Below are 23,980 nucleotides of genomic sequence, written 5' to 3'. Positions count from 1 at the left end.
CTCCACAGTTCACACGGACGACACCCACGATGTCGGCGGCCGCCGATACTGTGGACCGGTGACTGAGAAGACCTCACCAGTGCCTTCCGTCGACGCCGTGGCGATCGACCGCAGCGCCGCGCCTGCAGCGCCCGCGGGTGCCGCGCGCATCGCTCCCCGCGACCAGCGGGTGATCTGGCTGCTGCTGGCGGCCACGTTCGTCGTGATCCTCAACGAGACGATCATGACCGTCGCCATCCCGAAGCTGATGGACGACCTCCACGTGGACGCCCTCGCGGCGCAGTGGCTGTCGACCGCGTTTATGCTGACGATGGCCGTGGTCATCCCGATCACGGGCATCCTGCTGCAGCGCTACACCACGCGGCAGATGTTCATCGCGGCCATGTCGCTGTTCTCGCTCGGCACGCTGTCCGCCGCCCTCGCGCCGGGCTTCGGCGTGCTCGTCGCCGCCCGCGTGGTGCAGGCCTCGGGCACGGCCATCATGATCCCGCTGCTCATGACGACGCTCATGACGCTGGTGCCGCCGGCGCTCCGCGGACGCACCATGGGCAACGTCTCGATCGTCATCTCGGTCGCACCCGCGGTCGGCCCGACGATCTCGGGCCTGATCCTCAACTTCCTCGCCTGGCGCTGGATCTTCCTGATCGTGCTCCCGATCGCACTCGTCATGCTGCTGATCGGCATGCGCTTCGTCGAGAACGTGACCGAGACGCAGAAGGTGCGCATCGACGTGCTGTCCGTGATCCTGTCCGCATTCGGCTTCGGCGGACTGGTGTACGGGCTGACGCTCTCCGGCGAGTCCGGCGGCTCCGCCGCCAGCCCGCTGATGCTGTGGGGATCGCTCACGGTGGGCGTGCTCAGTCTCGCGGCGTTCATCACGCGGCAGCTCATCCTGCAGCGCTCCGACCGGGCACTGCTCGACCTCCGCACCTTCACGTTCCCGATCTTCACCGTCTCGATCGTGCTCATGGCGATCACGACGGCGTCCATGTTCGGCGTGATCATCGTGCTGCCGCTCTATCTGCAGCACGTGCTGCACCTCGACACCCTCGCGACGGGCCTCATCCTGCTTCCGGGCGGTCTGATCATGGGGCTCGCGGCCCCGTTCGTCGGGCGGCTCTACGACCGCTTCGACCCGCGCGTGCTGGTCGTTCCGGGCTCCATCCTCGTCAGCCTGGTGCTGTGGTCGCTGACGATGGTCACCGAGCACACGCCCGCCGGCATGGTGGTCGCGGCGCACGTCACCATGAGCCTCGGGCTCGCGATGATGTTCACCCCGCTGTTCACGGCGGGGCTCGGGGCGGTTCCGCCGCACCTGTACTCCCACGGCAGCGCGATCCTCGGCACGATCCAGCAGGTCGGCGGCGCGGCGGGCACTGCGCTCCTGATCGCGGTGCTCACGCTGCAGGCGACCGCGCTGGCGAGCGGCGGGGCATCGGTGGATGCGGCGCAGGCGGGCGGGATCCGGGCGGCCTTCGTCGCGGGGGCGATCATCTCGCTGTTCGCCGTGGTCGGCTCCTTCTTCATCCGCAAGCCCGCGGATGTCCCCGCGGAGGCGGCGTTCGCGCACTGACCCACGCGCATTGACCTACGCGCGCTGACCCACGCGCGCTGGCGCGGACGTCGCCGACGGCCGGGCCGCTGGCTCCCGGCGGGGTCGCAGCGGCACAATGGGGGCGACCGAACGCAAGGAGGCACTGTGTCCTACATCCGCACCGTCGAACCGTCCGAAGCGACCGGCGAGGTCGCCGAGCTCTACGCCGAAGACCTCGAAGACCTCGGATACGTCGCCGATTACACCCGGGTGATGAGCATGAACCCGGAGGCGTTCCGGGCCTTCGAGGACCTGATGCGCACCATCGCTCCGAACCTCGGCAAGCGCCGCTACGAACTGGTCACGCTCGCGGCGGCCCAAGCGCTGCACAGCACCCACTGCCGGCTCGCGCACGGGCACAAGTGCCTCACGTTCATGGATGCGGACGAGCTGGAGCGCATCGCCCGCGACTACCACGACGCCGGCCTGAGCGAGGCCGAGGTCGCCATGATGGAGTACGCCGAGAAGATCAGCACCGAGGCGCACACGATCACGGAATCCGACACGGCTCGCCTGCGCGACCTGGGCTTCACCGACCGCGAGATCGTCGACATCACCCTCGCCGCGGCAGCGCGCAACTACTTCAGCCGGGCCATCCAGGCGCTCGGCGCCGCCGTCGACGTGCCGGCGGACGTCAGCGATCGGCTCCGCGGCGCACTGCTGGCGCCGCTGTGAGGGACACGGCGCGCGCCCGCGCGCTCGCCGCGCTCCAGGGGCTGGCCCTCGGGGATGCGCTCGGCATGCCCACGCAGTCGATGTCCCGCGAGCGCATCGCCGCCGACCACGGGCGGATCCGCGGACTCGTCGCCGCCGGGCCGCACCAGCAGATCGCGGCCGGGATGCCCGCCGGCTCGATCACCGACGACACCGAGCAGGCCGTGCTGCTCGCCCGGCTGCTGATCGACGGCGACGGCAGCGTGCGTCCCGGCGTCCTCGCGGCGGAGCTGCTCGGCTGGGAGCGCACCATGGAGGCGCGCGGCTCCCTCGACCTGCTCGGCCCCAGCACCCGCGCGGCGCTGCAGCGGCTGCAGGACGGCATGCCGCCCGAGGAGGCGGGACGCTTCGGCGCGACGAACGGCGCCGCCATGCGGATCACGCCGGTCGGCATCGCCGTGCCCGTCGAACCGCTCCGCGCGTTCGTCGACGCGGTCGTCTCGGTCAGCGCACCGACCCACAACACCGGCATCGGCATCGCGGGCGCGGCGGCCGTGGGCGCCGCGGTCAGCGCCGGAGTGGACGGGGCGGAGACGCCGGAGGCGCTCGACGTGGCCGTCGCGGCCGCCCGCGAAGGCGCGCGCCGCGGCCACTGGGTCGCCGGCGGCGACATCGCCGCGCGGCTCGAGTGGGCGGTCCCGCACCTGCTCGGGCTCGACCCGCGCAGCCAGGACGACGCCCTCGCCGACGTGATCGGCACCTCCGTCGCCGCCCAGGAGTCGGTGGTGGCCGCCCTCGCGCTCGTCGCGGTGACGGCGGCGAACGGCGACCCGGCGCATCCCGACCCCGACGCCGCGTGGGACACGCTGTGCCGCGCCGCGAGCCTCGGCGGCGACACGGACACCATCGCCGCGATGGCGGGGGCGGTCCTCGGCGCGACCGGCGCCGCCGACTGGCCGCGCACGGCTCTCGACACGGTACGTCGCGTCAATGCGCTCGACCTCGAACCGCTGGTCGACGGCCTGCTGCGGGTGCGGAGGCGTCATGCCTGACGGGCGCGTGCTCTACACCGGCACGGTCGTGGTCGACCTCCTGCTGCGGGTGGGCGCTCTGCCCGAACGCGGCGGGGACATCCTCGCGTCCGACGCCCGGATGGTCGCGGGCGGAGGCTTCAACGTCATGGCGGCCGCCGCCCGCGACGGGGCCGAGGTCGTCTTCGCCGGCCGCTCGGGCAGCGGCCCGTTCGGCGAGGTCGTCGCCGAGGCGCTCTGGCGCGAGGGGATCTCGGTGACGAACCCTCCGCTCGAGACGGCGGACAACGGCTACTGCGTCGTCCTCGTCGACGACGACGCAGAGCGCACGTTCGTCACGGCCGCCGGCGCCGAGGGGATGCTGTCCCGCGCCGACCTCGACACCGTGCGTCCCCGTCCCGGTGACGTCGTGTACGTCTCCGGCTACAGCCTCGCCCACGCGTCCGCGGGTCCGGCCGTCGCGGCCTGGCTGACGGAACTGCCGCCGGAGACGTGCGTGGTCTTCGACCCGTCCCCGCTCGTGGCGTCCCTCGACCCCGAGTTACTCGAGTCCGTGCTGCGCCGCACCGACGTGCTCAGCGCGAACGCCCGGGAGGCGCGCCTGCTGCGCGCCCACGCCCATCCCGCCCCCGCCGCGGGCGCCCTGCGCGGGATGCTCCGCGACGGCGCGGTCGCCGTCGTCCGTGACGGAGCGTCCGGCTGCTGGGTCGCCACCGGCGATCCCGCGCCCGCGCACCTCCCCGCGTTCCCGGTGACGGCCGTCGACACGACCGGTGCGGGCGACGCCTTCGGCGGCGTGCTCGCCGCGGCGCTCGCCCGTGGCGACGCACCCGTCGACGCCGCCCGCCGGGCGAACGCCGCCGCGGCCATCGCCGTGACCCGTCCGGGCCCCGCCACGGCGCCGACGGCCGCCGAGACGGACGCCCTGCTCGCGGCGCACTGAGGCACCGACATCCGAGCCGTATCCGAGGAGTTCACATGATCACCGTGAAGCGCGTGTACGACCCGCCGAGCCCCGACGACGGGTTCCGCATCCTGATCGACCGGCTCTGGCCGCGCGGGCTCACCAAGGAGCGGGCCGCGGTGGACGTGTGGCTCAAGGACGTAGCCCCCTCGACGGAGCTGCGGCGCTGGTTCCACCGCGACCCGTCCCCGTCCGGCGAGGCGGAGGTGTTCGACGAGTTCCGCGCCCGCTACGAGCAGGAGCTGGCGACGAACCCGGCGGTCGACGAGCTCCGGGAGCTGCTGGCGGCGCATCCGCGGGTGACGTTCCTGGTGGGGGTCCGCGATCTGGAGCTGAACCACGGGAAGGTGCTCGAGGACTTCCTCGAGCACCACCCGTGACTTCAGGCCCGGATCAGCCGGCGAGCGGCAGCTCCGCCTCACCCGACGCAACGCCATCCGAGGCGTCCGCGTTCTGCGGACCGTCGACCAGGAACCGCGCGTACGCCGGGATGGTGAGGAACGTCGGGAACTCCTCGCCCAGCGACACCTCCCGCAGCAACTCGGCGGCGTCCGCGAACCGGGTGCCGTCGGCATCCAGCCGGTCGAGCTCCTCGTCGAGGATGCGCGACACGGACACGCGATCCACGGCCGTCCCCTCGACGGTCACGACGCGGTTGTCGATCCACTGCCGCAGCAGCGAGCGTGAGATCTCCGCGGTCGCCGCATCCTCCATCAGCCCGTCGATCGCGACGGCGCCGGTCCCGCGCAGCCACGCCTCGATGTAGCGGAGGGCGACGGAGACGGTCGACCGCACCCCCGCATCCGTCACGGTGGCCGCTGCGCCGTCGACGCGCAGCAGATCGTCGGCGGTCGCGTGCACGTCGTCCCTGCGCCGCGCGACCTGGTTCGGCCGGTCGCCGAGCACGGTGTCGAACTCGGCGAGCGCGGTCGGGATGAGGTCGGGATGCGCCACCCAGGTCCCGTCGAAGCCGTCCCCGGCCTCGCGCCGCTTGTCCTCGGCGACCCGCTGCAGCGCCCGCTCGGTCGCCTCCGGGTCGCGCCGGTTCGGGATGAACGCGCTCATGCCGCCGATCGCGTGGGCTCCGCGCCGGTGGCAGGTCGCCACCAGCAGCTCCGTGTACGCCCGCATGAACGGGACCGTCATGGTGATCCCGTCGCGGTCGCCGAACGCGAACCGGCGCCCGCGGCCCTGGAACGTCTTGATCATCGAGAAGATGTAGTCCCAGCGTCCGGCGTTGAGGCCCGCGCAGTGGTCGCGCAGCTCGAACAGGATCTCCTCCATCTCGAAGGCCGCCGGGATCGTCTCGATCAGCACGGTCGCGCGCACGGTGCCCACCGGCATCCCGATGCGCTGCTGGGCGAAGACGAAGATGTCGTTCCACAGCCGCGCCTCGCGGTGCGACTCGAGCTTCGGGAGGTAGAAGTACGGGCCGCGCCCCGCATCCACCAGGGCCTGGGCGTTGTGCCAGAAGTACAGACCGAAGTCGGTGAGCGACGCGCTGGCCGGAGCGGTGCGCCCGGCCCGGTCGGTGAACGCCAGGTGCTTCTCGACCAGGTGCCAGCCGCGGGGCCGCATCACGATCGTCGGCGTGTGCTCCTGCGGCGTCGTGACCCGGTACTGCTTGCCTTCGGAGCTCGTGAAGGCGAGGCGTCCGCGCACGGCGTCGTGCAGCGTCCGCTGGCCGCCGACGATGTTCTCCCAGGTCGGGCTCGTCGCGTCCTCCAAGTCGGCCAGCCAGACACGCGCGCCGGAGTTGAGGGCGTTGATGGCCATCTTCGGATCCGTGGGGCCGGTGATCTCCACCCGCCGGTCCTCGAGGCCCGGCCCCGCCCCGGCGACGCGCCAGTGCTCGTCCTCGCGGACGGCGGCCGTGCTGCTGAGGAAGCCCGGGTCGCGGCCGTTGCCGGCCTGCGCCCGGTGGAGGGCGCGCTCCGCCAGGAGCTCCTGCCGGCGCGCCGCGAAGGTCTGGTGCAGGTGGTCGACGAAGGCGAGGGCCTCCGGCGTCAGGATGGTGTCGGTCGCGGCGTCGCGCGGCCCGGTGATCTCGATCATGGTGCGTCTCCTTCAGGTGTGAGAGCCGGTTCGTGTGCCGAACGGCCCGGTCAGAACTGGTGCTCCTCGGTGGAACCGACCAGGGCGAGCGTCGCGCTGTCGGGGTTGAGCGCGGTCGCCACGCGGTCGAAGTAGCCGGTGCCGACCTCCCGCTGGTGGCGGGTGGCGGTGTAGCCGTCGGCCTCGGAGGCGAACTCGGCCTCCTGCAGGTCGACGTACGCGCTCATCTGCCGGGCGCGGTAGTCCCGGGCGAGCGTGAACATGGAGTGGTTGAGGGCGTGGAACCCGGCCAGCGTGATGAACTGGAACGCGTATCCCATCGCGGCGAGCTCCCGCTGGAACCGGGCGATGGTCGCGTCGTCGAGGTGGCTGCGCCAGTTGAACGACGGCGAGCAGTTGTACGCCAGCCGCTTGCCGGGATGCTCGGCGTGCACCGCCTCCGCGAACCGGCGGGCGAGCTCCAGGTCGGGCTCGGCCGACTCCACCCACAGCAGGTCGGCGTACGGGGCGTAGGCCAGCCCGCGGGCGATGACCGGCTCGATGCCGTTCCGCACCTCGTAGAAACCCTCGGCTGTCCGCGTCCCGGTGAGGAACGGACGGTCGCGCTCGTCGTGGTCGCTCGTCAGCAGGGTCGCGGCGAGGGAGTCGGTGCGTGCGATGACGATGGTCGGCACCCCGGCGACGTCGGCGGCGAGCCGGGCGGCGTTGAGGGTGCGGATGTGCTGCCCGGTCGGGATGAGCACCTTGCCGCCCATGTGCCCGCACTTCTTCTCGCTGGCGAGCTGATCCTCCCAGTGGACGCCTGCGGCGCCCGCCTGGATCATCGAGTGCATGAGCTCGTACGCGTTCAGCGGGCCGCCGAAGCCGGCCTCGGCGTCGGCGACGATCGGCGCCATCCAGTCGCTCACCGCTCCGTCGGTTCCCTCGATCTGGCCGGCGCGCAGCAGGGCGTTGTTGATGCGGCGGACCACCGCCGGGACGGAGTTCGCCGGGTACAGGCTCTGGTCGGGGTAGGTCTGGCCGGAGAGGTTCGCGTCGGCGGCGACCTGCCAGCCGGAAAGGTAGATGGCCTCGAGCCCGGCGCGCACCTGCTGCACGGCCTGGTTGCCGGTCAGCGCGCCGAGCGCCGCGACCCACCGCGGGTCGTCAGGGGTGCTGTCGCGCTGGATCAGCTCCCAGAGACGGTCGGCGCCGCGGCGGGCGAGGGTCTGCTCCTCGCCGACCGGGCCGCGCAGGGCGACGACGTCGTCGGCGGTGTAGTCGCGGCGGATGCCGGACCAGCGCGGGTCGGCATCCCACTCGAGCTGCAGCTCGGCGGCCGTCTGGGTGGTGTCGCCCGGGCGGGCGCTGTTCTCGGGACGGTTCGGGGTGCTCATCGGGACCTCCATCGGTCGATCGGTTGCCTCGATCCTTCGCCCGCCGGACAGCCTCCCGACCGGATCGGTCGACAGAAATACGAGCGTTCTTCTGTTTGCCAGAACTTCCCCGGAGTGTCAGCATGGCGAGCATGACCGTCATCGACGACGTGCAGGACGACCGCCCCGCGGCCGACGCGCTCACGCTCGGCCGCCGCATCCGCGCCTTCCGCCAGCAGCGCGGGCTGACCCTGGAGGCGCTGGCCGCGGCCGTCGACCGCGCGCCCTCGCAGGTCTCCACGATCGAGAACGGCAACCGGGAACCGCGGCTGGCGCTGCTGCGTGCGATCGCCTCCGCCCTCGATGTCTCGGTCGACGACCTGCTCGCCCCCGAGGCGCCCGACGAGCGCGCGGCGCTCGAGATCGCGGTCGAGCGGGCGCAGCGCGGACCGGTGTTCGCCTCCCTCGGGATCGACCCGGTGCGCGTCGGCCGCACCGTGCCCGACGCGACCTTGCAGGCGATCCTGGCCCTCCATCAGGAGGTCGAGCGGCTGCACCGCGAGCGCGCGGCGACTCCCGAGGAGGCGCGCCGGGCCAACGCGGAGCTGCGCGCGACCATGCGCGCGCGGGACAACCACTTCCCCGAGCTGGAGGCGATCGCGGCGAACCTGTTGGGCGCCGTCGGCCACACCGGCGGACCGGTCTCGCACCAGACGGTGACGGACATGGCCGACCACCTCGGCTACGCGCTCCACTACGTCGGCGACCTGCCGCACTCCACCCGTTCGGTGACGGACCGGCGCAACGGGCGCATCTACCTGCCGACCGAGCAGTCGCCGTCGCGCGACTCCCGCTCCCCCATCCTGCAGGCGTTCGCCTCGCACGTGCTCGGCCACGACGAGCCGCGAAACTACGCCGATTTTCTGCGGCAGCGCATCGAGACCAACTATCTGACCGCGGCGCTGCTGCTGCCGGAGAAGGATGCGGTCGCCTTCCTCAGCGAGGCCAAGAACTTCCGGCGCATCTCCATGGAGGACCTCCGCGACGCCTTCGCCGTGACCTACGAGACCGCTGCGCACCGGTTCACCAACCTGGCGACCGCACGGCTCGGCATCCCGGTGCACTTCATGAAGGTGCACGAGTCGGGGACCATCATCAAGGCGTACGAGAACGACGCGGTCGTGTTCCCGTCGGATGCGCTCGGCGCGGTCGAGGGGACGCCGGTGTGCCGCAGCTGGACGGCGCGGACGGTGTTCGACGTGGCCGACCGCTTCAGCCCGTACTACCAGTACACGGACACGCCGACCGGAACGTTCTGGTGCACGTCACGGGTCGAGAAGGCCAAGGAGGGCGACTACTCGGTCAGCGTCGGCGTGCCGTTCGCCCACGTGAAGTGGTTCCGCGGCCGGGAGACGCCGAACCGCGCGGTGTCGCGGTGCCCGGACGAGTCGTGCTGCCGCCGCCCGCCGGGAGCGCTCGCGGAGCGGTGGGAGGGGATGGCGTGGCCGGCCGCGCGGACGCCCACGTCACTGCTCGCGGCCCTGCCGACCGGGACGTTCCCCGGCGTCGACGCGACCGAGGTGTACGCGTTCCTGGACCGCCACGCGCCTGCCTCCTGAGGTGGCGGTTCCCGCGCGTCGGACTATGCGTCGTCGGATTGCAGCGCGCCGAACACCCGCAGGAACACGATGATCCAGGCGAAGATGGCGAGGGATGCGACCAACTCCACCGCGGTCAGGTTGTAGTAGCCGACCGCGAACAGCACCGCGGAGACGCCGATGGCCGCCACGATCGCCCAGCCCATCGCCACGAAGAGGAACGGCATCCGCGGGAGGGCCCACCGGATCCCGACGGCGAGCGCGCAGAACACCACGGCCATCCCGGTCGCCACCGTGTTGTGGATGAGCACGGACACGTTGACCGGAACGAGGCCGACGCAGGCCAGCAGCACGCCGAGGGCGATCAGCGCGACCCGGACCAGGATCTCGCCGCGGGTCAGGAAGCGGCCCGGGTGGAGGGTGGACATGCGTGCCATCGCCGTCACCAGCACACCGGCCACGACCAGCGTCGCGTTGAAGGTCAGGCCGGAGAGGTCGAGGTGGGTTCCGAGGGAGCTCAGGTTCTCCTTCCACCAGAAACGGTCCGAAGCGGTCAGCATCGACGTCATCGCGCCGACCGTGAGGAACACGGTGAGCACCGACGAGAGCAGCATCGGCGTCATGTGCACTGCCGAGGAGAAGGCGATGTAGGCGCTGAGCCCGACGGCCGGACCGACGATCGCGACGGCCTCGAGCGCGTAGACGGGCGCTTCGGCGAAGCTGCGGGACAGGATGTCGGCCGCCATCGTCCAGACCAGCCCGATCACGAGGGCGTGCGCGAGGGCCACCGCAGCGGTCTCGAACACGGCGACCGCGAACGCGCTGCGACTGCGGTGCTCCAGCCGGGGACCGACGTGCGGGGAGCGGAGCACCGCGACCCGTCCGGCGGCGTACGCCAGCGCAGCTGCGGCCGCCCCCGCGATCGCGGTGACCTGCCCGACGGACCGGTCCCCCACGATGTCGAGGCGATGGTCCCCGATCAGGAACACCAGGAGCGCGACGCCGGCGGCGACGAGCGCCGCCGCGGCCGCCGCCCCCAGCGCGAGCTTCTCGGCCGTGGCCGCGCGCAACCGCGCGACGACCGGGGACACGTCCATCGAGAGTATTTCCTGCACACCCACCCAGACGCACCCGCGCCCGCCTTATGACGCGCCCCGCGCATCCCCCCCCCTCCCCCTCCGTCGAGTACACGAATGGTGCACGCGACACACCGGTGGAGCGTGCACTTTTCGTGTACTCGACGGAGGGGCGGAGGGGACGGGGGCGCGGGTCAGTCGAGGGCGAGGAGGCGGAGCGCGACGCCGTAGGGCGGCAGGTCGATCGCGGCGGACGGGTCGCCGCCGAGGGCGCGGAGCTCGCCTCCGGCGACGGACGGCGTGATCGTCACCGGGGTCTCGTGCTGCGACACGAAGAAGACGAAGCGGCGCCCGTCCTCGTGCACCAGCGTGTCGGTGAAGACGCGCGGGTCGTCCAGCCGCACATCCCGCTCCACGTCCGCCACCTCGGCGAGCGCGTCGTACAGCCGCCAGGTCTGCTCCGGGTTGACCCGCGCCCGGGCGGACGCGAAGAACTCGAGCGGATACGTGCACAGCACCGCGCGCCCGGCCCCGTGGTCGGCGACCACGATCGCGGGGCGCCCGTGCGCATCCACCGCGACGACCCGGCCGGAGGTCGCGCGCACCGGGAGGTACGTGCGCCCGTTCTCGTTGCCCGCCGCGGCGAACCGCAGCTCCGTGCCCGCGGCGAACGGTCCGAACGCCTCGGTGAAGCGCAGCACGACGGTGTCGTCCGTCACCGGCTCGGCGAGGCCGTAGGCGCTGTCCATCCGTACACCGAAGAGCTCTTCGGTGTGCGCCCACCACGGTCCGCGCTGCACACCGCTCGGCCCGTGCGAGTAGGACGCGTAGACGGTCGCCCCGTCGCGCGCGAGCGCGACGAGCTGCTGCCACGAGGTGGCGCACAGCTGCTTGACCGACGGCAGCAGGTACAGCCCGTACCCGGACGGCAGGCCGCCGTCCTCCTTCTCACGCACGACGGCGACCGGGATGTGCGCCTCGTGCGCGGCGACATACGCCTGCTCCCCCGTGGCGACGATGTGCGCCCGCTCCTCCTCCTGGGTGAACGGATAGTCCTCGGCGAGGTGCGACGGCACCACCAGCGCCGCGTCGACCGGCGCGCGACGCACCGACGGCAGGTCGATCGCCGCGAGATCCGCGGCGAAGCGGGCGAGCTCCCGCAGCGGCGGCTTGGGGTTGCCGTGCCGGTCGGTGATGCCGAAGTGCATCTCGAACGGATGGTGCGAGTACGGCCGCTGGTCGGCCAGGTCGTCGTAATCGGTGTTGTTCCACGCGATCCAGCCCGTCGCTCCTGCCAGGAGCGTCGTGTACAGCAGCTGCCGGTAGTAGGAGGCGGCGCCCGTATCCGACACGAAGTCGCTGGTGAGCCCGAACTCCTCCATGATCACCGGCAGGCCGTTCGTCGCGGCCAGCTCGGCGATGTACGCGGCCTTCAGGTGCTGGCGGATCTGGTCCGTCTCCATCCGGTAGACGTGCGGCCCGATGAAGTCGGTGTACTCCGCGAGGTCGCGCACCGAGAAGCCGTTGTCGTGCCCGGTGGTCTCGATGCCCCAGGCGCCGTCGCCGACCGCGACCGGCTGCGTCCCGCCGCCCGCGCGCACCGCATCCACCAGCAGCGACGCCCACGCGTCGACGATGGGACGCGGCGCCTCCCCGCCGTAGATCGGCACCTCGTTGGTGAGCAGCCAGCCGGCGACCGCGGGATGCGTGGCGAAGCGCGCGGTGAGCTCCCTGACGTACCAGGCCTGGCGCCCGACGAACCAGACGTCGCGGTACAGGTCGCGCCCGTCCCGCCACGCCGGATCCCAGTTCTCCCCCGACATGTGACCGACCAGGAAGGTCGGCACCGTAGTCATGCCGGTCTCGGAATGCGCGTCCAGGAAGTCCGCGAAGTTCGCCACGCACTGCTCGTCGAGCGAGTCCGGGGTGGGATGGAAGTCGGGCCAGTAGAAGAAGGAGCGCGTCATGTTGAGGCCGTGCTCGGCGAGCACGCGGAGCTCCTCGCGCACGACCGCCGGGTCGTAGCGCGTCCACATCAGCGGACCGCCGGTGCGCGACCAGAAGTTCGCGCCCAGCCACACCACAGGCGCCTCGCCGACGTGGAGCACCGGCGAGGGACGGTCGACGCGCGTCACTTGACCGCGCCGGCGGTGAGTCCCGCCACGAAGTTGCGCTGCAGCAGCAGGAACGCCACGACGATCGGGATGGACACCACGAGGGAGGCGGCCATGATCTGGTTCCAGTAGACGTTCGTCTGCGTGGAGTACAGCTGCAGTCCGACGGCGAGCGTCCGGTTCTCATCCGTCGTCATCACGGAGGCGAACAGCACCTCGCCCCAGCTGGTCATGAACGAGTAGATCGCGACCGCGATCAGACCCGGCCTTGCGGCAGGGAGCACGACGTGCCACAGCGCGCCCATCGGGCCCGAGCCGTCCACCTTCGCCGCCTCGTCCAGGTCGCGCGGGATGCCGTCGAAGTAGCCGGCGAGCATCCAGATGGAGAAGGGCAGCACGAACGTGAAGTACGTGATGATGAGGCCCCAGCGGGTGCCGACCAGCTGGATTCCGGTCGCCTGGTTGATGTTCACGAAGATCAGGAACAGCGGGAGCAGGAACAGCACACCCGGGAACATCTGCGTCGACAGCACTGTGGTCGTGAAGACGTTGCGGCCCTTGAACCGGTAGCGAGAGACCGCGTAGGCGGCGAACACCGCGATCACCAGCGAGATCAGCGTCGCGGCGCTGGACACGATGAGCGAGTTCACGAAGTACGACGCGAGCGGCACGGTCGACCACATGTCGATGAACGGCTGGAAGGTGATGTTCCGCGGGATCCAGGTGAAGGCGGCCTGCACCTCCGACAGCGGCTTCATCGACGACGTCACCATGACCCAGAGCGGGACGACCGTGAAGATCGTCAGGAAGGCGATGACGACCCAGCGGAAGATGTGGGAAGAGACGGTCTCACGCATCGCGGTTCCTCCGATTCACGGCGAGCAGGTAGATTCCGGTGACGATCAGCAGGAAGATCAGCAGCAGCACGCTCATCGCGGCTCCCGAGCCGAAGTTCCACGTCAGGAACGAGGCGTTGTAGATGTGGAAGGAGATCAGGTCTCCGGACGCCGGCTGCGCGGTGCTGCCGAACAGCACGTACGGCGTGTTGAAGTCGTTGAAGGTCCAGAGGAACATCACCAGGAGCAGCACCGAGTTGACCGGGCGCAGCATCGGGAGGGTGATCGCGCGCCACTGGCGGAACGGCTTCGCCCCGTCGACCGCGGAGGCCTCGTAGACCTCGGCCGGGATCGACTGGAGGCCGGCCATCAGCATCAGGAAGGCGAAGGGCCAGAGCCGCCAGATCGCGACGATGACGATCGCCCAGAAGGCGTTGTTCCCGATCAGCCAGAAGGGCTTGTCGCCCGAGAACCCGAGGGTGTCGAAGAAGAAGTTGTTGATCGCGCCGGTGTCCTTCTGGAACATGAACTTCCAGGTGATGATGCCGGCGTAGAGCGGCAGTGCGTAGGGCACCAGGAACAGGGTGCGGAAGAATGCACGCCCCCGGAACCGGCCCTGCAGCGCGACGGCCGCGGCCATCCCGAGCACCCAGGAGAGGCCGACCACCAGGATGGTGAAGCCGACGGTGACCATGAACGAGTGCAGCAGGCCGGCACCGACGGAGCCGCTGAAGTCCAGGGCGACCGCGTAGTTCTTGAGCCCGACGAACGGCGCCTCGCCCCAGTTGGCGATGTAGAACTTGGTGAGCTGGAGGAAGCTGATCCAGATGCCGGTAAGCATCGGGATGACGTGGATGAACAGCTCGAAGACGACGGCCGGCACCAGCAGGATGAACGGCAGCCACCATCCCTTCGGGCGTCGGCGCTTGGGCGCGGGCGGGGCGGCGGCCGCCGGCACGGTCTGTGCGGGGCCTCGGACGTCTGTCGTCGTCGACATGGGTCTCCTTACAGGTGTGGCTGGTCACCGGGCGGGACGCGGTGGCCGCTGAGCGGCCGGCCGCGCCCCGCCCGACGAACGGGTCGTGGGCTGATCAGCCGCCCATGGACTGCTTGACCTGGTCCTGCGCGTTCTGCATCGCGGACTTGATGTCCGAGGCGGACACCGTGCTGCCGGTGGCGATCTTCGCGAACATGTCGTTCATCGCCTTGCCGACCGTGTTCTCGAACTGGTCCTCAGCGGGGACCAGCGGGAGCGGCTTGGACATGTCGTTGTAGATCTTCTGGAAGGTCGCGGCCTCCTCGGCGTTGTCCGTGAAGGTCGGCTTGACGCCGTCCAGAACCGGAAGCGTCGCGTACGGCTTCGCCAGCTTGGACTGGGTGGACTCGCTCGTCATGTACTTGACGAACTTGAGCGCCGCATCCTTGTTCTTGGTGTTCTTGAAGATCGACAGGTTGATGCCGGCGGGGAACGTCGCGATCTGCTTGGCGCCCGCGGGAGCCGGGAACGGCACGACGCCGTACTGGTCGCTCTTCATGCCGTTCGACACGATCGAGGCGTCCGCGTTGTTCTGGCTGAGGATCATGCCGACCTTGCCGGTGGCGAAGTCGTTGACCGCCTGCACGCCGTTGTCGTACTGGGCGTTCGACGGGTTGACGACCTTGTCGGACTGCATCAGGTCGAGGTAGCGCTTGATGCCGTCGACGTTGGCCTGGCTGGTGAACGTCGGGTTGCCCTTGCTGTCGAACCACTCGCCGCCGTTCTGCGACGCGTTGATGAAGGCGAAGTGGACGTTCTCGGTGTAGCTGCCCGCGGCGAGCGAGAAGCCGTAGGTGGTGCCGTTGGTCAGCTTCTTGGCTGCGGCGACCAGTTCCTCCCAGTTCGTCGGCGGCTGCACGCCGGCGTCGCTGAACATCTTCTTGTTGTAGTACAGGCCGTAGGCGAGGCCGTACAGCGGGACGCTGGTGACGGGCTTGCCCTCCTGGCCACCGGTCTTCAGCGCCGTCGGGACGAACTTGTCGCTGCCGCCGATCGCCTTCATGTTGGCGTCGTCGTAGGGCAGGAACGCGCCGGTCGCCTGCAGGGACGCGGCCCAGGTGTTGCCGATGTTGAGCACATCCGGACCCTGGCCGGAGGTGACGGCCGTCTGGATGCGGGTCTGCAGGTCGTTCCAGCCGATGACCTCGAGCTTGACCTTGACGCCGCTCTCCTTGGTGAACTCGTCGAGCACCGGGGTGAGGACCTGCTTGTCGTTGTCGAGGCTGGTCCCCTGGTTGCTCGCCCAGTAGGTGATCGTCGAGCCGCTGGCGGACGATCCCGATCCCGAGCTGCTGCAGCCCGCGACCACGAGCGAGACCGCTGCGGCGACCGCCGCCGCGGCGATGGCGCGTTTCCTCATTGTGACTCCTTCGTCTCTTGATGGGGGGCGCTGCCGGTCTGGTGCGAGGGCCGTGCGGCGGGGCGCCAGGGGAAGCCTAACTTAACCGGTTCATCTGTCAATGCTTGACTTCACCTCGTCCGAGGGTATACCGGGCGGTACGCCGGTGCGGGATTCGCCTGCTGGCGCGCCGCCCGCGTCCCGCCCGCCCCCTCCGTCGAGTACACGAAAAGTGCACGCGGCGCGCCGCTGAAGCGGGCACTTTTCGTGTACTCGACGGAGTGGGCGCGCGTAGGCAGGCGACTCCCGTCAGCGGGACGCGGTGCGCGCCTCGGAGCGGGCGGGGATGCTCGTCGCGCGGGGCACCAGGCGGCTCGCCCGGGCGCGGCGGTCGAACGCGGTCCGGCCGGCGAGCTGGTCGAGCAGGAGCCGGGTCGAGCGTCGGCCCTGCTCCTCCGGGTAGCGGTCGAGGGCCGTGATCGGGCGCGTCCCCAGGCGGCACAGCAGCGAGTCGTCCCAGCTGACGATCGCGACGTCGTCGCGTCCGCCGTGCGTCAGCGCCGTCTGGGCGCCCAGCGCCAGCAGGTCGTTCGAGGTGAGCACCGCGGTGATCGACGGGTCGTCGCGCACGACCTCCGCGGCGATCCGCTCCCCCGCCTCCATCGAGTAGTCCGAGGTGGCGAACGAGAACTCCATCCCGTTCTCGCGGCCCCACGCATCCACCGCATCCCGCCGGTCCTGCTCGTGCTCGAACTCGGCCGGACCCGCGATGTGCAGCGCCCGCCGGTGGCCGAGCGACGCCAGGTGCTCGACCAGCAGCCCGGCGTCGGACCGCGCGTCGTACAGCAGCACCTTGCCCGGCGCCAGCGTCTCGCGGTTGCCGTGCAGCACGTACGCCAGCCCGAGCTCGTCGAGCAGCGCCGGGCGCGGGTCGTCGAACGTCAGGTCGAACAGCATCACGCCGTCCACCCGCGCCTCGGCGCTCCAGCGCCGGTACGCGGCGACCTCCTGGCCGGTGTCGGCGCCGACCATCCGCAGCAGCAGCGACTGCCCGGTCTCCGAGAGCTCGCTCTCGACGCCGGCGAGCAGGCTCATGTAGTACGGCTCCGCGCCGAGCAGTCCCGGGTCGCGGCGCAGCACGATGCCGATCGTGTCCGACCGCGCCCGCGACAGGGCACGCGCGGACGAGCTGGGGTGCCATCCCAGCTGCTCGGCGAGCGCCAGCACCCGCTCCCGGGTCTCGTCGCTCACACCGGGCAGCCCGTTGAGCGCGTACGACACCGACGCCTTCGAGAGACCCAGCCGGTCGGCCAGCCCCGCGATGGTCACGCGCCCCGCTCCGTTGCTCACGGCCGCCTCCCTTCATGGTGCGCGGCCAACAATACTTGTTCGCGCTTCCGGCGCACCCCGCGGGTTCGCGTGGGCGATCCGGACGGATTGGATGGCGCCGCCGTCGTTTCCCGACGAACGGCTCCGGCCGCATCCGGCAGAATGACCGCGTGAGCCCATCCCGGAACAGCACGGTGTTCGAGCGGACGCGACCCGACGACGCGGTGGTGCGCCACGCGCTCGCGCCCAGTCGTCAGGCGGTGTTCTGGACCGAGGACGCCCCCGGGGACCGCTACCCGCGACTGCACGGGGACGTGAGCTGCGACCTCGCCGTCGTCGGCGGCGGCTACACGGGACTGTGGACGGCGCTCCTCGCCAAGCGCGAGGACCCCTCTGCGCGCGTCGTGCTGCTCGAGGGCCGGCGGGTGGGATGGGCGGCCTCCGGACGCAACGGCGGCTTCTGCGAGGCCAGTCTGACCCACGGCGACGACAACGGCCGTTCCCGCTGGCCCGGCGAGTTCGACGAGCTGCAGCGGCTCGGGATGCGGAACCTCGACGAGATCGAGGCGATCGTCGCCGAGCTGGGGCTGGATGCGGAGTTCGAGCGCAACGGCGCCCTCGACGTCGCCACGGAGGAGTACCAGATCGAGGGGCTCCGCGAGTCGGAGGGGCCGGACGCCACGCTGCTCGACCGGGACGCCGTGCAGACGCTCGTCCACTCGCCCACCTACCAGGCGGGACTGCTGCGGCGGCGGGACTCCGCGCTCATCCACCCGGCGAAGCTCGCCCGGGCGCTGGCCCGAGCGTGCATCGAGGTGGGCGTCGAGATCTTCGAGCACTCGCCGGTGGAGAGCATCGGCGACGGGACGGTGCTGGAGACGCCTGCGGGGACGCTGCGCTCGCGGCGGACGGCGCTCGCCACCAACGTGTTCCCCAGTCTGCTTCGCCGGAATCGTCTCGCGACCGTGCCGGTGTACGACTACGTGCTGATGACCGAGCCGCTCACCCCGGCGCAGCGCGCCTCGATCGGCTGGGAAGGACGGCAGGGCATCGGCGACTCGGCGAACCAGTTCCACTACTGCCGGCTGACCGCGGACGACCGCATCCTCTTCGGAGGCTACGACGCGGTGTACCACTACGGCGGACGCGTTCGGCAGGAGTATGAGGAGCGGCCGGAGACGTACCGGCGGCTGGCCGGGCACTTCTTCACCACCTTCCCCCAGCTCGAAGGACTCACGTTCACGCACCGCTGGGCCGGCGCCATCGACACCTGCAGCCGCTTCTGCGCCTTCTTCGGTTCGGCGCGCCAGGGGCGCGTCGCCTACGCCGCCGGCTACACCGGCCTCGGCGTGGCGGCGACGCACTTCGGCGCGAAGGTCATGCTCGACCTCCTGGCCGGACGCGCCACCGAGCGCACGTCACTCGAGATGGTGCGCACGCGCCCCGTCCCCGTCCCGCCCGAGCCGGCGGCCTCCATCGGGATCGCGCTCACTCGCTGGTCGCTCGACCAGGCGGACCACCGCGCGGGGCACCGCAACGCCTTCCTCCGGGCGCTCGACGCGGTGGGGATGGGGTTCGACTCCTGACGCGGCGCGTGCCGCCGAGGTTCTCGTCGGGCCGCACGATCTGTGCCAAATCGTGGGAATGAGCGGCGCATTACCGCGATTTGGCACAAATCTCGCGCGCGGCGCCGTCGCCGATGGCGGGGCGCCCGCGATCGAAGGCAACATTCGTCACGAATCGCGGTAACGGGCGGCGCAATCCCGCCATTCGTGACGAATGTCTCAAGCGACGGCGCCGGGATGCGCGCGCTGCCCGCTAGCGAAGGCAACATTCGTCACGAATCGCGGTGTCGGGCGGCTCAATCCCGCCATTCGTCACGAATGTCTCGAGCGACGGCCCCGGGATGCGCGCGCTGCCCCGCGAGCGAAGGCGACATTCGTGACGAATCGCGGTTACGGAGGGCGCAATCCCGCCATTCGCGACGAATGTCTGGAGCGACACGGGATGCGCGCGGCGCCTCGCGAGAGTGGCGAAGATTTGTGCCAAATCGTGGGAATGAGCGGGGCATAACCGCGAATTGGCACAAATCTAGACGGCATCGGCGGCGACGGCCCACGCAGCACGCGGCCCACGCCGCGCGTCAGCGCGCGGTGCGGCCGCGCGCGAGCACGGCGGCGTGCAGCGCGGCGACCGTCTCGCCGTCGTCGAGGTCCATGCCGAGGAGCTCCTCGATGAGGGCGATCCGCTGGTAGAAGACCGACCGGGACAGGTGGCTCGCCGCCGCCGCGCGCGTGCGGTTGCCGGGGTGCGTCAGGTAGGCGCGGAGCACATCCACCAGGTCGCCGCCGGTCGCGAGATCGTGCTCGATCAGGGGCCGCAGCATCTGCTCCGTGTGCTCGAGCATCCGCGGATCGCTGCCGAAGGCGTTCACCAGCCGGAGGAGCGGACGGTGCTGCACCCGCTGCACGACCGGCCGCCGGCCGAGGCGCGCGTCCGGCCGGCCCGAGGATCCCGCCGCCAGTTCGACGGCCTCTTCGAGCGACGACAGCAGGCCGGTGATCCCGCGGGCGTCCGACCCGACGGCGACGACCGTCGCCGGGTCGTCCAGCCGCGCACCGGCGACCGCCTCGGCGATCGCCTCGAACAGCGCGTCGCTCAGCCCGCCGATCGACGCGTCCCTGAGCCCGCCACCCGGCCGACCACTCGGCCCGTCGCCCACGGCACCACTCGCCGCGCCACGCACGGAGCCGCCCGCCGCGCCAACAGGCCCGCCACCCACCGCACCACCCGAGGCACCACGCCCCGCCCCCACCGACACCGCGACCACCAGCGTCCCCGCCTGCTCCGGGTGCCGCCCCGCGACCGCATCCGCCCCCGCCGCCCGCGCCGCCTCCACCGCCCGCGGCGCCGCGGCCACCGGCAGCGTGCCCGATCGCAGACGCAGCGCCGCGCCCGCCAGGGTCCGCCCGGCCACCGGGAACCCGGCCGCCTCGAAGCGCGCCGTCACGCCGCCCTCCCCCGCGAACCGCCGTCCGAGCAGGGCGGACAGCAGCGCGTCGTGGCTGCGCCGCGTCCACTCGTCGTCGTCGCGGTCCGACAGCCGGCTGAGCGCGAGCGCGACGGCCGCCTGCTCCAGCACGTTGGAGCGGCCGGCGGGATGCTGCTCGCCAGGCAGCGCGACGAGGTGCCCCCAGCGCATCCCGCGCGCCTCGACCGGCACGATCGTCCAGCCTCCGCCCTCGCCGCGGTGCGCCGACCGGGAGCGCTGCTCCCACTGCGCGAGCTCCGCCTCGCCGCCGCGGTGCCCGGCGTCGAGTCCGGCCGCCGCGACGACGCGGTGGCTGGTGTCCTCCAGCACGACCGGCGACGCGAGCACCCGCGCGGCCTGCTCGACGATGAAGTCGGCCGGGCTGCCGCGCAGGCTGAGGTCGGTGAAGAGCGCGTGGATGTCGTCCCGCGCCCGCAGAGCCGCCATCTGCTCCGCGATGATCCGGGCGTGGACCGCCTCCGTGATGGCGACGAACCGCGCCTCCCGGTGCAGCACGGCGAAGGGCAGGCCGGCGGCCTCGAACTCGTCGACGAGGGCGGTGGGAGCGACCGGCATCGGCGGCCCGAGCTCCAGGACCAGCCCGGCGACGTCCGCCTCGATCAGCACGCGCCCGAGCCTGCGCAGCGCCGCGTCGTCGGACGGCCAGCCCACTCCGGTGGCGAGCAGCAGCTCGCCGCCCGACCCGAGCCGTGCCGCCTCCGCGGTCTCGGCGACGTGCACCCAGCGCACCGGAGCATCCAGCCGGTCCCGTCCGGTCAGCACCTCCGGGAGCGCCCGCGCGACCGGCTCCATCCGCAGCACCTCGCGCACGGTCGGCAGCACGGAGCTCACCGTCACCACCGGCTCCGGACGAACTGTTCGGCTGGGTGCCGGGTCCCGACGATCTGGCATCGCTTCTGGCGCCTCCGCTCTGTGACGATGGGGAGACCAGCCTACTTCCACCACCGGGCAGAACGTCCGGACCGATCCACCTGGAGGACCTCGTGGCCCTGATCCGCCACTTCATCGCCGGCGCGGAGCACCCCGCCGACCCGACCGCGCGGCCGGACCGCACCGGTCCCGTGTTCGACCCAGCGACGGGCGAGCAGCAGCACGAGGTCGCCCTCGCCGACGCCGCCGAGACGGCCCGCGCGATCGCCGCCGCCAAGGCCGCGTTCCCGGCCTGGCGCGCCACGAGCCTGACCAAGCGCGCCGACGTGATGTTCCGCCTTCGTCACCTGCTCACGGAGCGGCGCGACGAGCTCGCCGCGATCGTCACCTCCGAGCACGGCAAGGTGCTGTCGGATGCGGCCGGCGAGATCGGCCGCGGGCTCGAGAACGTCGAGTTCGCCTCCGGCCTCATCGACAAGCTCAAGGGCGAGTACAGCGAGCAGGTGTCGACCGGCATCGACGTGCACAGCGTCAAGCAGCCGGTCGGCGTTGTCGGCTGCATCACGCCGTTCAACTTCCCGGTCATGGTGCCCCTGTGGATGGTCGCCAGCGCGATCGCGTGCGGCAACACCGTCGTGCTCAAGCCGAGCGAGAAGGACCCGAGCGCCTCCGTCTTCCTGGCGAAGCTGTTCCGCGAGGCGGGCCTGCCCGACGGCGTGCTGAACGTCGTCCACGGAGACAAGGAGGCGGTGGACACCATCCTCGACTCCCCCGACGTGTCGGCCGTCAGCTTCGTCGGCTCCACCCCGATCGCCCGCTCGATCTACACGCGGGCCTCGGCCGCCGGCAAGCGGGTGCAGGCCCTCGGCGGCGCGAAGAACCACATGGTGGTGCTCGAGGATGCGGACATCGACGCGGCCGCGGACGCCGCGGTCTCCGCCGCGTACGGTTCGGCCGGCGAGCGCTGCATGGCTGTGAGCGTGGTGGTCGCGGTCGGCGACGTGGGCGACCGGCTGGTGCCGGCCATCCACTCGCGCCTGGATGCGCTTCGGATCGGACCGGGCACCGACGCGGCCAGCGAGATGGGTCCGCTCATCACCCGCGAGCACCGCGACAAGGTGGCCTCCTACGTCAGCGGCGCGGCCGCCGAGGGCGCGACGGTCGTCGCCGACGGTACGCAACGCGAGTTCGACGGAGACGGCTTCTTCGTCGGCGTCAGCCTGCTCGACAACATCCGGCCGGGCATGAAGGCGTACGACGACGAGATCTTCGGGCCGGTGCTGAGCGTGGTCCGCGTCGACTCCTACGAGGAGGCGGTGGAGCTGATCAACGCCAATCCGTACGGAAACGGCGTGGCGCTGTTCACCCGCGATGGAGGCGCGGCACGGCGCTTCGAGTTCGAGGTCGAGGTCGGGATGGTCGGCATCAACGTGCCCATCCCGGTGCCCGTCGGCGCGTACTCGTTCGGCGGCTGGAAGAACTCGCTGTTCGGCGACTCGCACATCTACGGCCCCGAGTCGTTCCACTTCTACACGCGGAGCAAAGTGGTCACCACGCGGTGGCCGGACCCGGTGCACTCGCGCATCGAGCTCTCCTTCCCCGGCAACTCCTGAGCGACGAGGACGACATGACCGACACCATCCACACCGCCGCGACCACGCGCACCGGCTACCTCGACCGGCACGGCGTCGAGCACCCGTTCGGCGACGAGGCGGCTGAGCGCCAGGTGCGCAGCGACGACCGCACGCACGTCTTCCACTCCTGGAGCGCGCAGGCGAAGATCGACCCGCTGCCGATCGCCGCAGGTGAGGGCTCGACCTTCTGGGACTACGAGGGCAACGCGTACCTCGACTTCAGCTCCCAGCTGGTCAACCTGAACCTCGGCCACCAGCATCCCGATCTCGTCGCAGCCATCCAGCAGCAGGCCGGCCGCCTGACGACGGTGCAGCCGTCGATGGCGAACGACGTGCGCGGGGAGCTCGCCCGCCGCATCGCGGAGGTCGCGCCGGGGACGCTGAACAAGGTCTTCTTCACGAACGGCGGAGCGGACGCGAACGAGTACGCGGTGCGCCTCGCCCGCCGGGTGACCGGCCGCCGCAAGGTGCTCTCGATGTACCGCTCGTATCACGGCGGCACGGCGACGGCGATCTCGCTGACCGGCGACCCGCGCCGCTGGGCGAACGAGCCGTCCGACCCGTCGGTGGCGCACTTCTTCGGGCCGTACCCGTACCGGTCGGCGTTCCACGCGACCACCCCGGAGGAGGAGACGCAGCGCGCACTCGAGCACCTCGAGAACGTCATCGTCCTCGAGGGCGCGGCCACCGTGGCGGCGGTCATCCTCGAGACGATCGTGGGGACGAACGGCGTGCTCGTGCCGCCGCCCGGCTACCTGGCGGGCGTGCGTGAGCTGTGCGACCGGTACGGGATCGTCTACATCGCCGACGAAGTGATGGTCGGTTTCGGCCGGGTCGGCGAGTGGTTCGCCGTCGATGCGTTCAACGTCGTCCCCGACCTCATCACCTTCGCGAAGGGCGTCAACTCCGGGTACGTGCCGCTGGGCGGCGTCGTGATCTCGGACGCGATCGCCTCCTACTTCGACGACGTCGCGTTCCAGGGCGGCTTGACGTACTCGGGCCACCCGCTCGCCTGCGCCGCCGGGGTGGCGACCTTCGACGTGTTCGAGCGCGACGGCATCCTGGAGCGGGTCCGCGACCTGGGGAGCCGCGTGGTCGAGCCGGAGATCCGTTCGTGGCTCGACCGGCATCCCTCGCTCGGCGAGGTGCGCGGGCGCGGGCTGTTCTGGGCGCTGGAGCTGGTGCGCGACCGCGAGACCCGCGAGCCGCTGGTGCCGTTCAACGCGGCGGGTCCGGATGCGGCGCCGATGGCGGAGGTCGCGGCGGCCTGCAAGGCGGCCGGCGTGTGGCCGTTCACGCACTTCAACCGCGTGCACATCGCACCGCCGCTGGTCATCGAGGAGGACGAGCTGCGGCGCGGACTCGCCGCCATCGACGCCGCCCTGGATGTGGCGGACCGGTACTCCACACGCTGACAGTTCTCCACAGCCTGCGCCTGCCCCG

General features: G+C 71.4%; 18 protein-coding genes. 9 read left to right on the top strand and 9 right to left on the bottom strand.

From position 1 onward, the window contains the following. Positions 1–79: 79 nt before the first annotated feature. The 5 genes from ACTJI1_RS04875 (at position 80) to ACTJI1_RS04855 (ending at position 4,623) form a co-directional block, all read left to right on the top strand. Complete coding sequence (locus ACTJI1_RS04875) at positions 80–1,573, top strand: MDR family MFS transporter (RefSeq protein ID WP_440742177.1); 1,494 nt, start codon at positions 80–82, stop codon at positions 1,571–1,573. 126 nt (positions 1,574–1,699) lie between these two features. Continuing rightward, the gene (locus ACTJI1_RS04870) at positions 1,700–2,269 is read left to right on the top strand and encodes a peroxidase-related enzyme (protein WP_440741758.1); all 570 of its coding nucleotides are present in this window, start codon (positions 1,700–1,702) and stop codon (positions 2,267–2,269) included. After that, positions 2,266–3,300 (top strand): ADP-ribosylglycohydrolase family protein, encoded by a 1,035-nt coding sequence (locus ACTJI1_RS04865; protein WP_440741757.1) that lies wholly within the window; start codon positions 2,266–2,268, stop codon positions 3,298–3,300. Before ACTJI1_RS04870 ends, ACTJI1_RS04865 begins: the two co-directional genes overlap by 4 nt. Continuing rightward, complete coding sequence (locus ACTJI1_RS04860; protein WP_440741756.1) at positions 3,293–4,222, top strand: PfkB family carbohydrate kinase; 930 nt, start codon at positions 3,293–3,295, stop codon at positions 4,220–4,222. Before ACTJI1_RS04865 ends, ACTJI1_RS04860 begins: the two co-directional genes overlap by 8 nt. A gap of 35 nt (positions 4,223–4,257) precedes the next feature. Further along, positions 4,258–4,623 carry a DUF488 domain-containing protein gene (locus ACTJI1_RS04855; RefSeq protein WP_440741755.1) on the top strand — a complete coding sequence of 122 codons (366 nt, stop codon included), beginning with the start codon at positions 4,258–4,260 and terminating at the stop codon, positions 4,621–4,623. Positions 4,624–4,636: 13 nt separating this feature from the next. Here the strand turns inward: ACTJI1_RS04855 and aceB are convergent, their stop codons facing one another. Then, positions 4,637–6,298: a malate synthase A gene (gene aceB, locus ACTJI1_RS04850; RefSeq protein WP_440741754.1), complete on the bottom strand. Its 1,662-nt coding sequence runs from the start codon at positions 6,296–6,298 to the stop codon at positions 4,637–4,639. 50 nt (positions 6,299–6,348) lie between these two features. Next, positions 6,349–7,674, bottom strand: coding sequence for an isocitrate lyase (gene aceA, locus ACTJI1_RS04845; protein WP_440741753.1), 1,326 nt, complete (start codon positions 7,672–7,674; stop codon positions 6,349–6,351). A 122-nt stretch (positions 7,675–7,796) separates the two neighbouring features. On the opposite strand from aceA, the gene ACTJI1_RS04840 reads away from it, so the two are divergent. Beyond that, positions 7,797–9,272 carry a helix-turn-helix domain-containing protein gene (locus tag ACTJI1_RS04840; RefSeq protein ID WP_440741752.1) on the top strand — a complete coding sequence of 492 codons (1,476 nt, stop codon included), beginning with the start codon at positions 7,797–7,799 and terminating at the stop codon, positions 9,270–9,272. 23 nt (positions 9,273–9,295) lie between these two features. Here the strand turns inward: ACTJI1_RS04840 and ACTJI1_RS04835 are convergent, their stop codons facing one another. From ACTJI1_RS04835 to ACTJI1_RS04810, 6 genes are all read right to left on the bottom strand, one after another. Then, complete coding sequence (locus ACTJI1_RS04835; protein ID WP_440741751.1) at positions 9,296–10,348, bottom strand: hypothetical protein; 1,053 nt, start codon at positions 10,346–10,348, stop codon at positions 9,296–9,298. A gap of 173 nt (positions 10,349–10,521) precedes the next feature. Further along, on the bottom strand, positions 10,522–12,462 hold the full coding sequence (locus tag ACTJI1_RS04830) for a cellulase family glycosylhydrolase (RefSeq protein ID WP_440741750.1): 1,941 nt from the start codon (positions 12,460–12,462) through the stop codon (positions 10,522–10,524). Beyond that, a complete protein-coding gene (locus ACTJI1_RS04825; protein ID WP_310130121.1) occupies positions 12,459–13,298 on the bottom strand; it encodes a carbohydrate ABC transporter permease in 840 nt (279 codons plus the stop codon). Before ACTJI1_RS04825 ends, ACTJI1_RS04830 begins: the two co-directional genes overlap by 4 nt. Beyond that, the gene (locus tag ACTJI1_RS04820; protein ID WP_310130124.1) at positions 13,291–14,274 is read right to left on the bottom strand and encodes a carbohydrate ABC transporter permease; all 984 of its coding nucleotides are present in this window, start codon (positions 14,272–14,274) and stop codon (positions 13,291–13,293) included. The genes ACTJI1_RS04825 and ACTJI1_RS04820 overlap by 8 nt, the downstream gene beginning before the upstream one ends. 94 nt (positions 14,275–14,368) lie before the next feature. Further along, positions 14,369–15,673, bottom strand: coding sequence for an ABC transporter substrate-binding protein (locus tag ACTJI1_RS04815; RefSeq protein ID WP_310130127.1), 1,305 nt, complete (start codon positions 15,671–15,673; stop codon positions 14,369–14,371). A gap of 288 nt (positions 15,674–15,961) precedes the next feature. Continuing rightward, on the bottom strand, positions 15,962–17,002 hold the full coding sequence (locus ACTJI1_RS04810) for a LacI family DNA-binding transcriptional regulator (protein ID WP_440741749.1): 1,041 nt from the start codon (positions 17,000–17,002) through the stop codon (positions 15,962–15,964). A gap of 149 nt (positions 17,003–17,151) precedes the next feature. On the opposite strand from ACTJI1_RS04810, the gene ACTJI1_RS04805 reads away from it, so the two are divergent. Further along, positions 17,152–18,567, top strand: a complete 1,416-nt coding sequence (locus ACTJI1_RS04805) for an NAD(P)/FAD-dependent oxidoreductase (RefSeq protein ID WP_440741748.1) — start codon at positions 17,152–17,154, stop codon at positions 18,565–18,567. Positions 18,568–19,124: 557 nt separating this feature from the next. Here ACTJI1_RS04805 and ACTJI1_RS04800 read toward each other — a convergent pair. Further along, positions 19,125–20,924: a PucR family transcriptional regulator gene (locus tag ACTJI1_RS04800; protein WP_440741747.1), complete on the bottom strand. Its 1,800-nt coding sequence runs from the start codon at positions 20,922–20,924 to the stop codon at positions 19,125–19,127. Between the two features lie 92 nt (positions 20,925–21,016). On the opposite strand from ACTJI1_RS04800, the gene ACTJI1_RS04795 reads away from it, so the two are divergent. Together ACTJI1_RS04795 and ACTJI1_RS04790 are read left to right on the top strand one after the other, a co-directional pair. Then, positions 21,017–22,516 (top strand): CoA-acylating methylmalonate-semialdehyde dehydrogenase, encoded by a 1,500-nt coding sequence (locus tag ACTJI1_RS04795; protein WP_440741746.1) that lies wholly within the window; start codon positions 21,017–21,019, stop codon positions 22,514–22,516. Between the two features lie 14 nt (positions 22,517–22,530). Continuing rightward, the gene (locus tag ACTJI1_RS04790) at positions 22,531–23,952 is read left to right on the top strand and encodes an aspartate aminotransferase family protein (RefSeq protein WP_440741745.1); all 1,422 of its coding nucleotides are present in this window, start codon (positions 22,531–22,533) and stop codon (positions 23,950–23,952) included. Positions 23,953–23,980: the final 28 nt, after the last annotated feature.

Source organism: Leifsonia sp. 22587 (assembly GCF_052044215.1).
In the GTDB taxonomy this organism is placed as follows: Bacteria; Actinomycetota; Actinomycetes; order Actinomycetales; family Microbacteriaceae; genus Leifsonia; species Leifsonia shinshuensis_C.
Note: the sequence above shows the minus strand (reverse complement) of the source record. Positions and strands in the feature narration are given on the sequence as shown.

Coding starts and splice junctions, on each gene's coding strand:
- ACTJI1_RS04860 (WP_440741756.1), top strand. CDS start 3,293: ATGCCTGACGGGCGCGTGCTCTACACCGGCACGGTCGTGGTCGACCTC.
- ACTJI1_RS04855 (WP_440741755.1), top strand. CDS start 4,258: ATGATCACCGTGAAGCGCGTGTACGACCCGCCGAGCCCCGACGACGGG.
- aceB (WP_440741754.1), bottom strand. CDS start 6,298: ATGATCGAGATCACCGGGCCGCGCGACGCCGCGACCGACACCATCCTG.
- aceA (WP_440741753.1), bottom strand. CDS start 7,674: ATGAGCACCCCGAACCGTCCCGAGAACAGCGCCCGCCCGGGCGACACC.
- ACTJI1_RS04840 (WP_440741752.1), top strand. CDS start 7,797: ATGGCGAGCATGACCGTCATCGACGACGTGCAGGACGACCGCCCCGCG.
- ACTJI1_RS04835 (WP_440741751.1), bottom strand. CDS start 10,348: ATGGACGTGTCCCCGGTCGTCGCGCGGTTGCGCGCGGCCACGGCCGAG.
- ACTJI1_RS04825 (WP_310130121.1), bottom strand. CDS start 13,298: ATGCGTGAGACCGTCTCTTCCCACATCTTCCGCTGGGTCGTCATCGCC.
- ACTJI1_RS04820 (WP_310130124.1), bottom strand. CDS start 14,274: ATGTCGACGACGACAGACGTCCGAGGCCCCGCACAGACCGTGCCGGCG.
- ACTJI1_RS04815 (WP_310130127.1), bottom strand. CDS start 15,673: ATGAGGAAACGCGCCATCGCCGCGGCGGCGGTCGCCGCAGCGGTCTCG.
- ACTJI1_RS04800 (WP_440741747.1), bottom strand. CDS start 20,924: ATGCCAGATCGTCGGGACCCGGCACCCAGCCGAACAGTTCGTCCGGAG.
- ACTJI1_RS04790 (WP_440741745.1), top strand. CDS start 22,531: ATGACCGACACCATCCACACCGCCGCGACCACGCGCACCGGCTACCTC.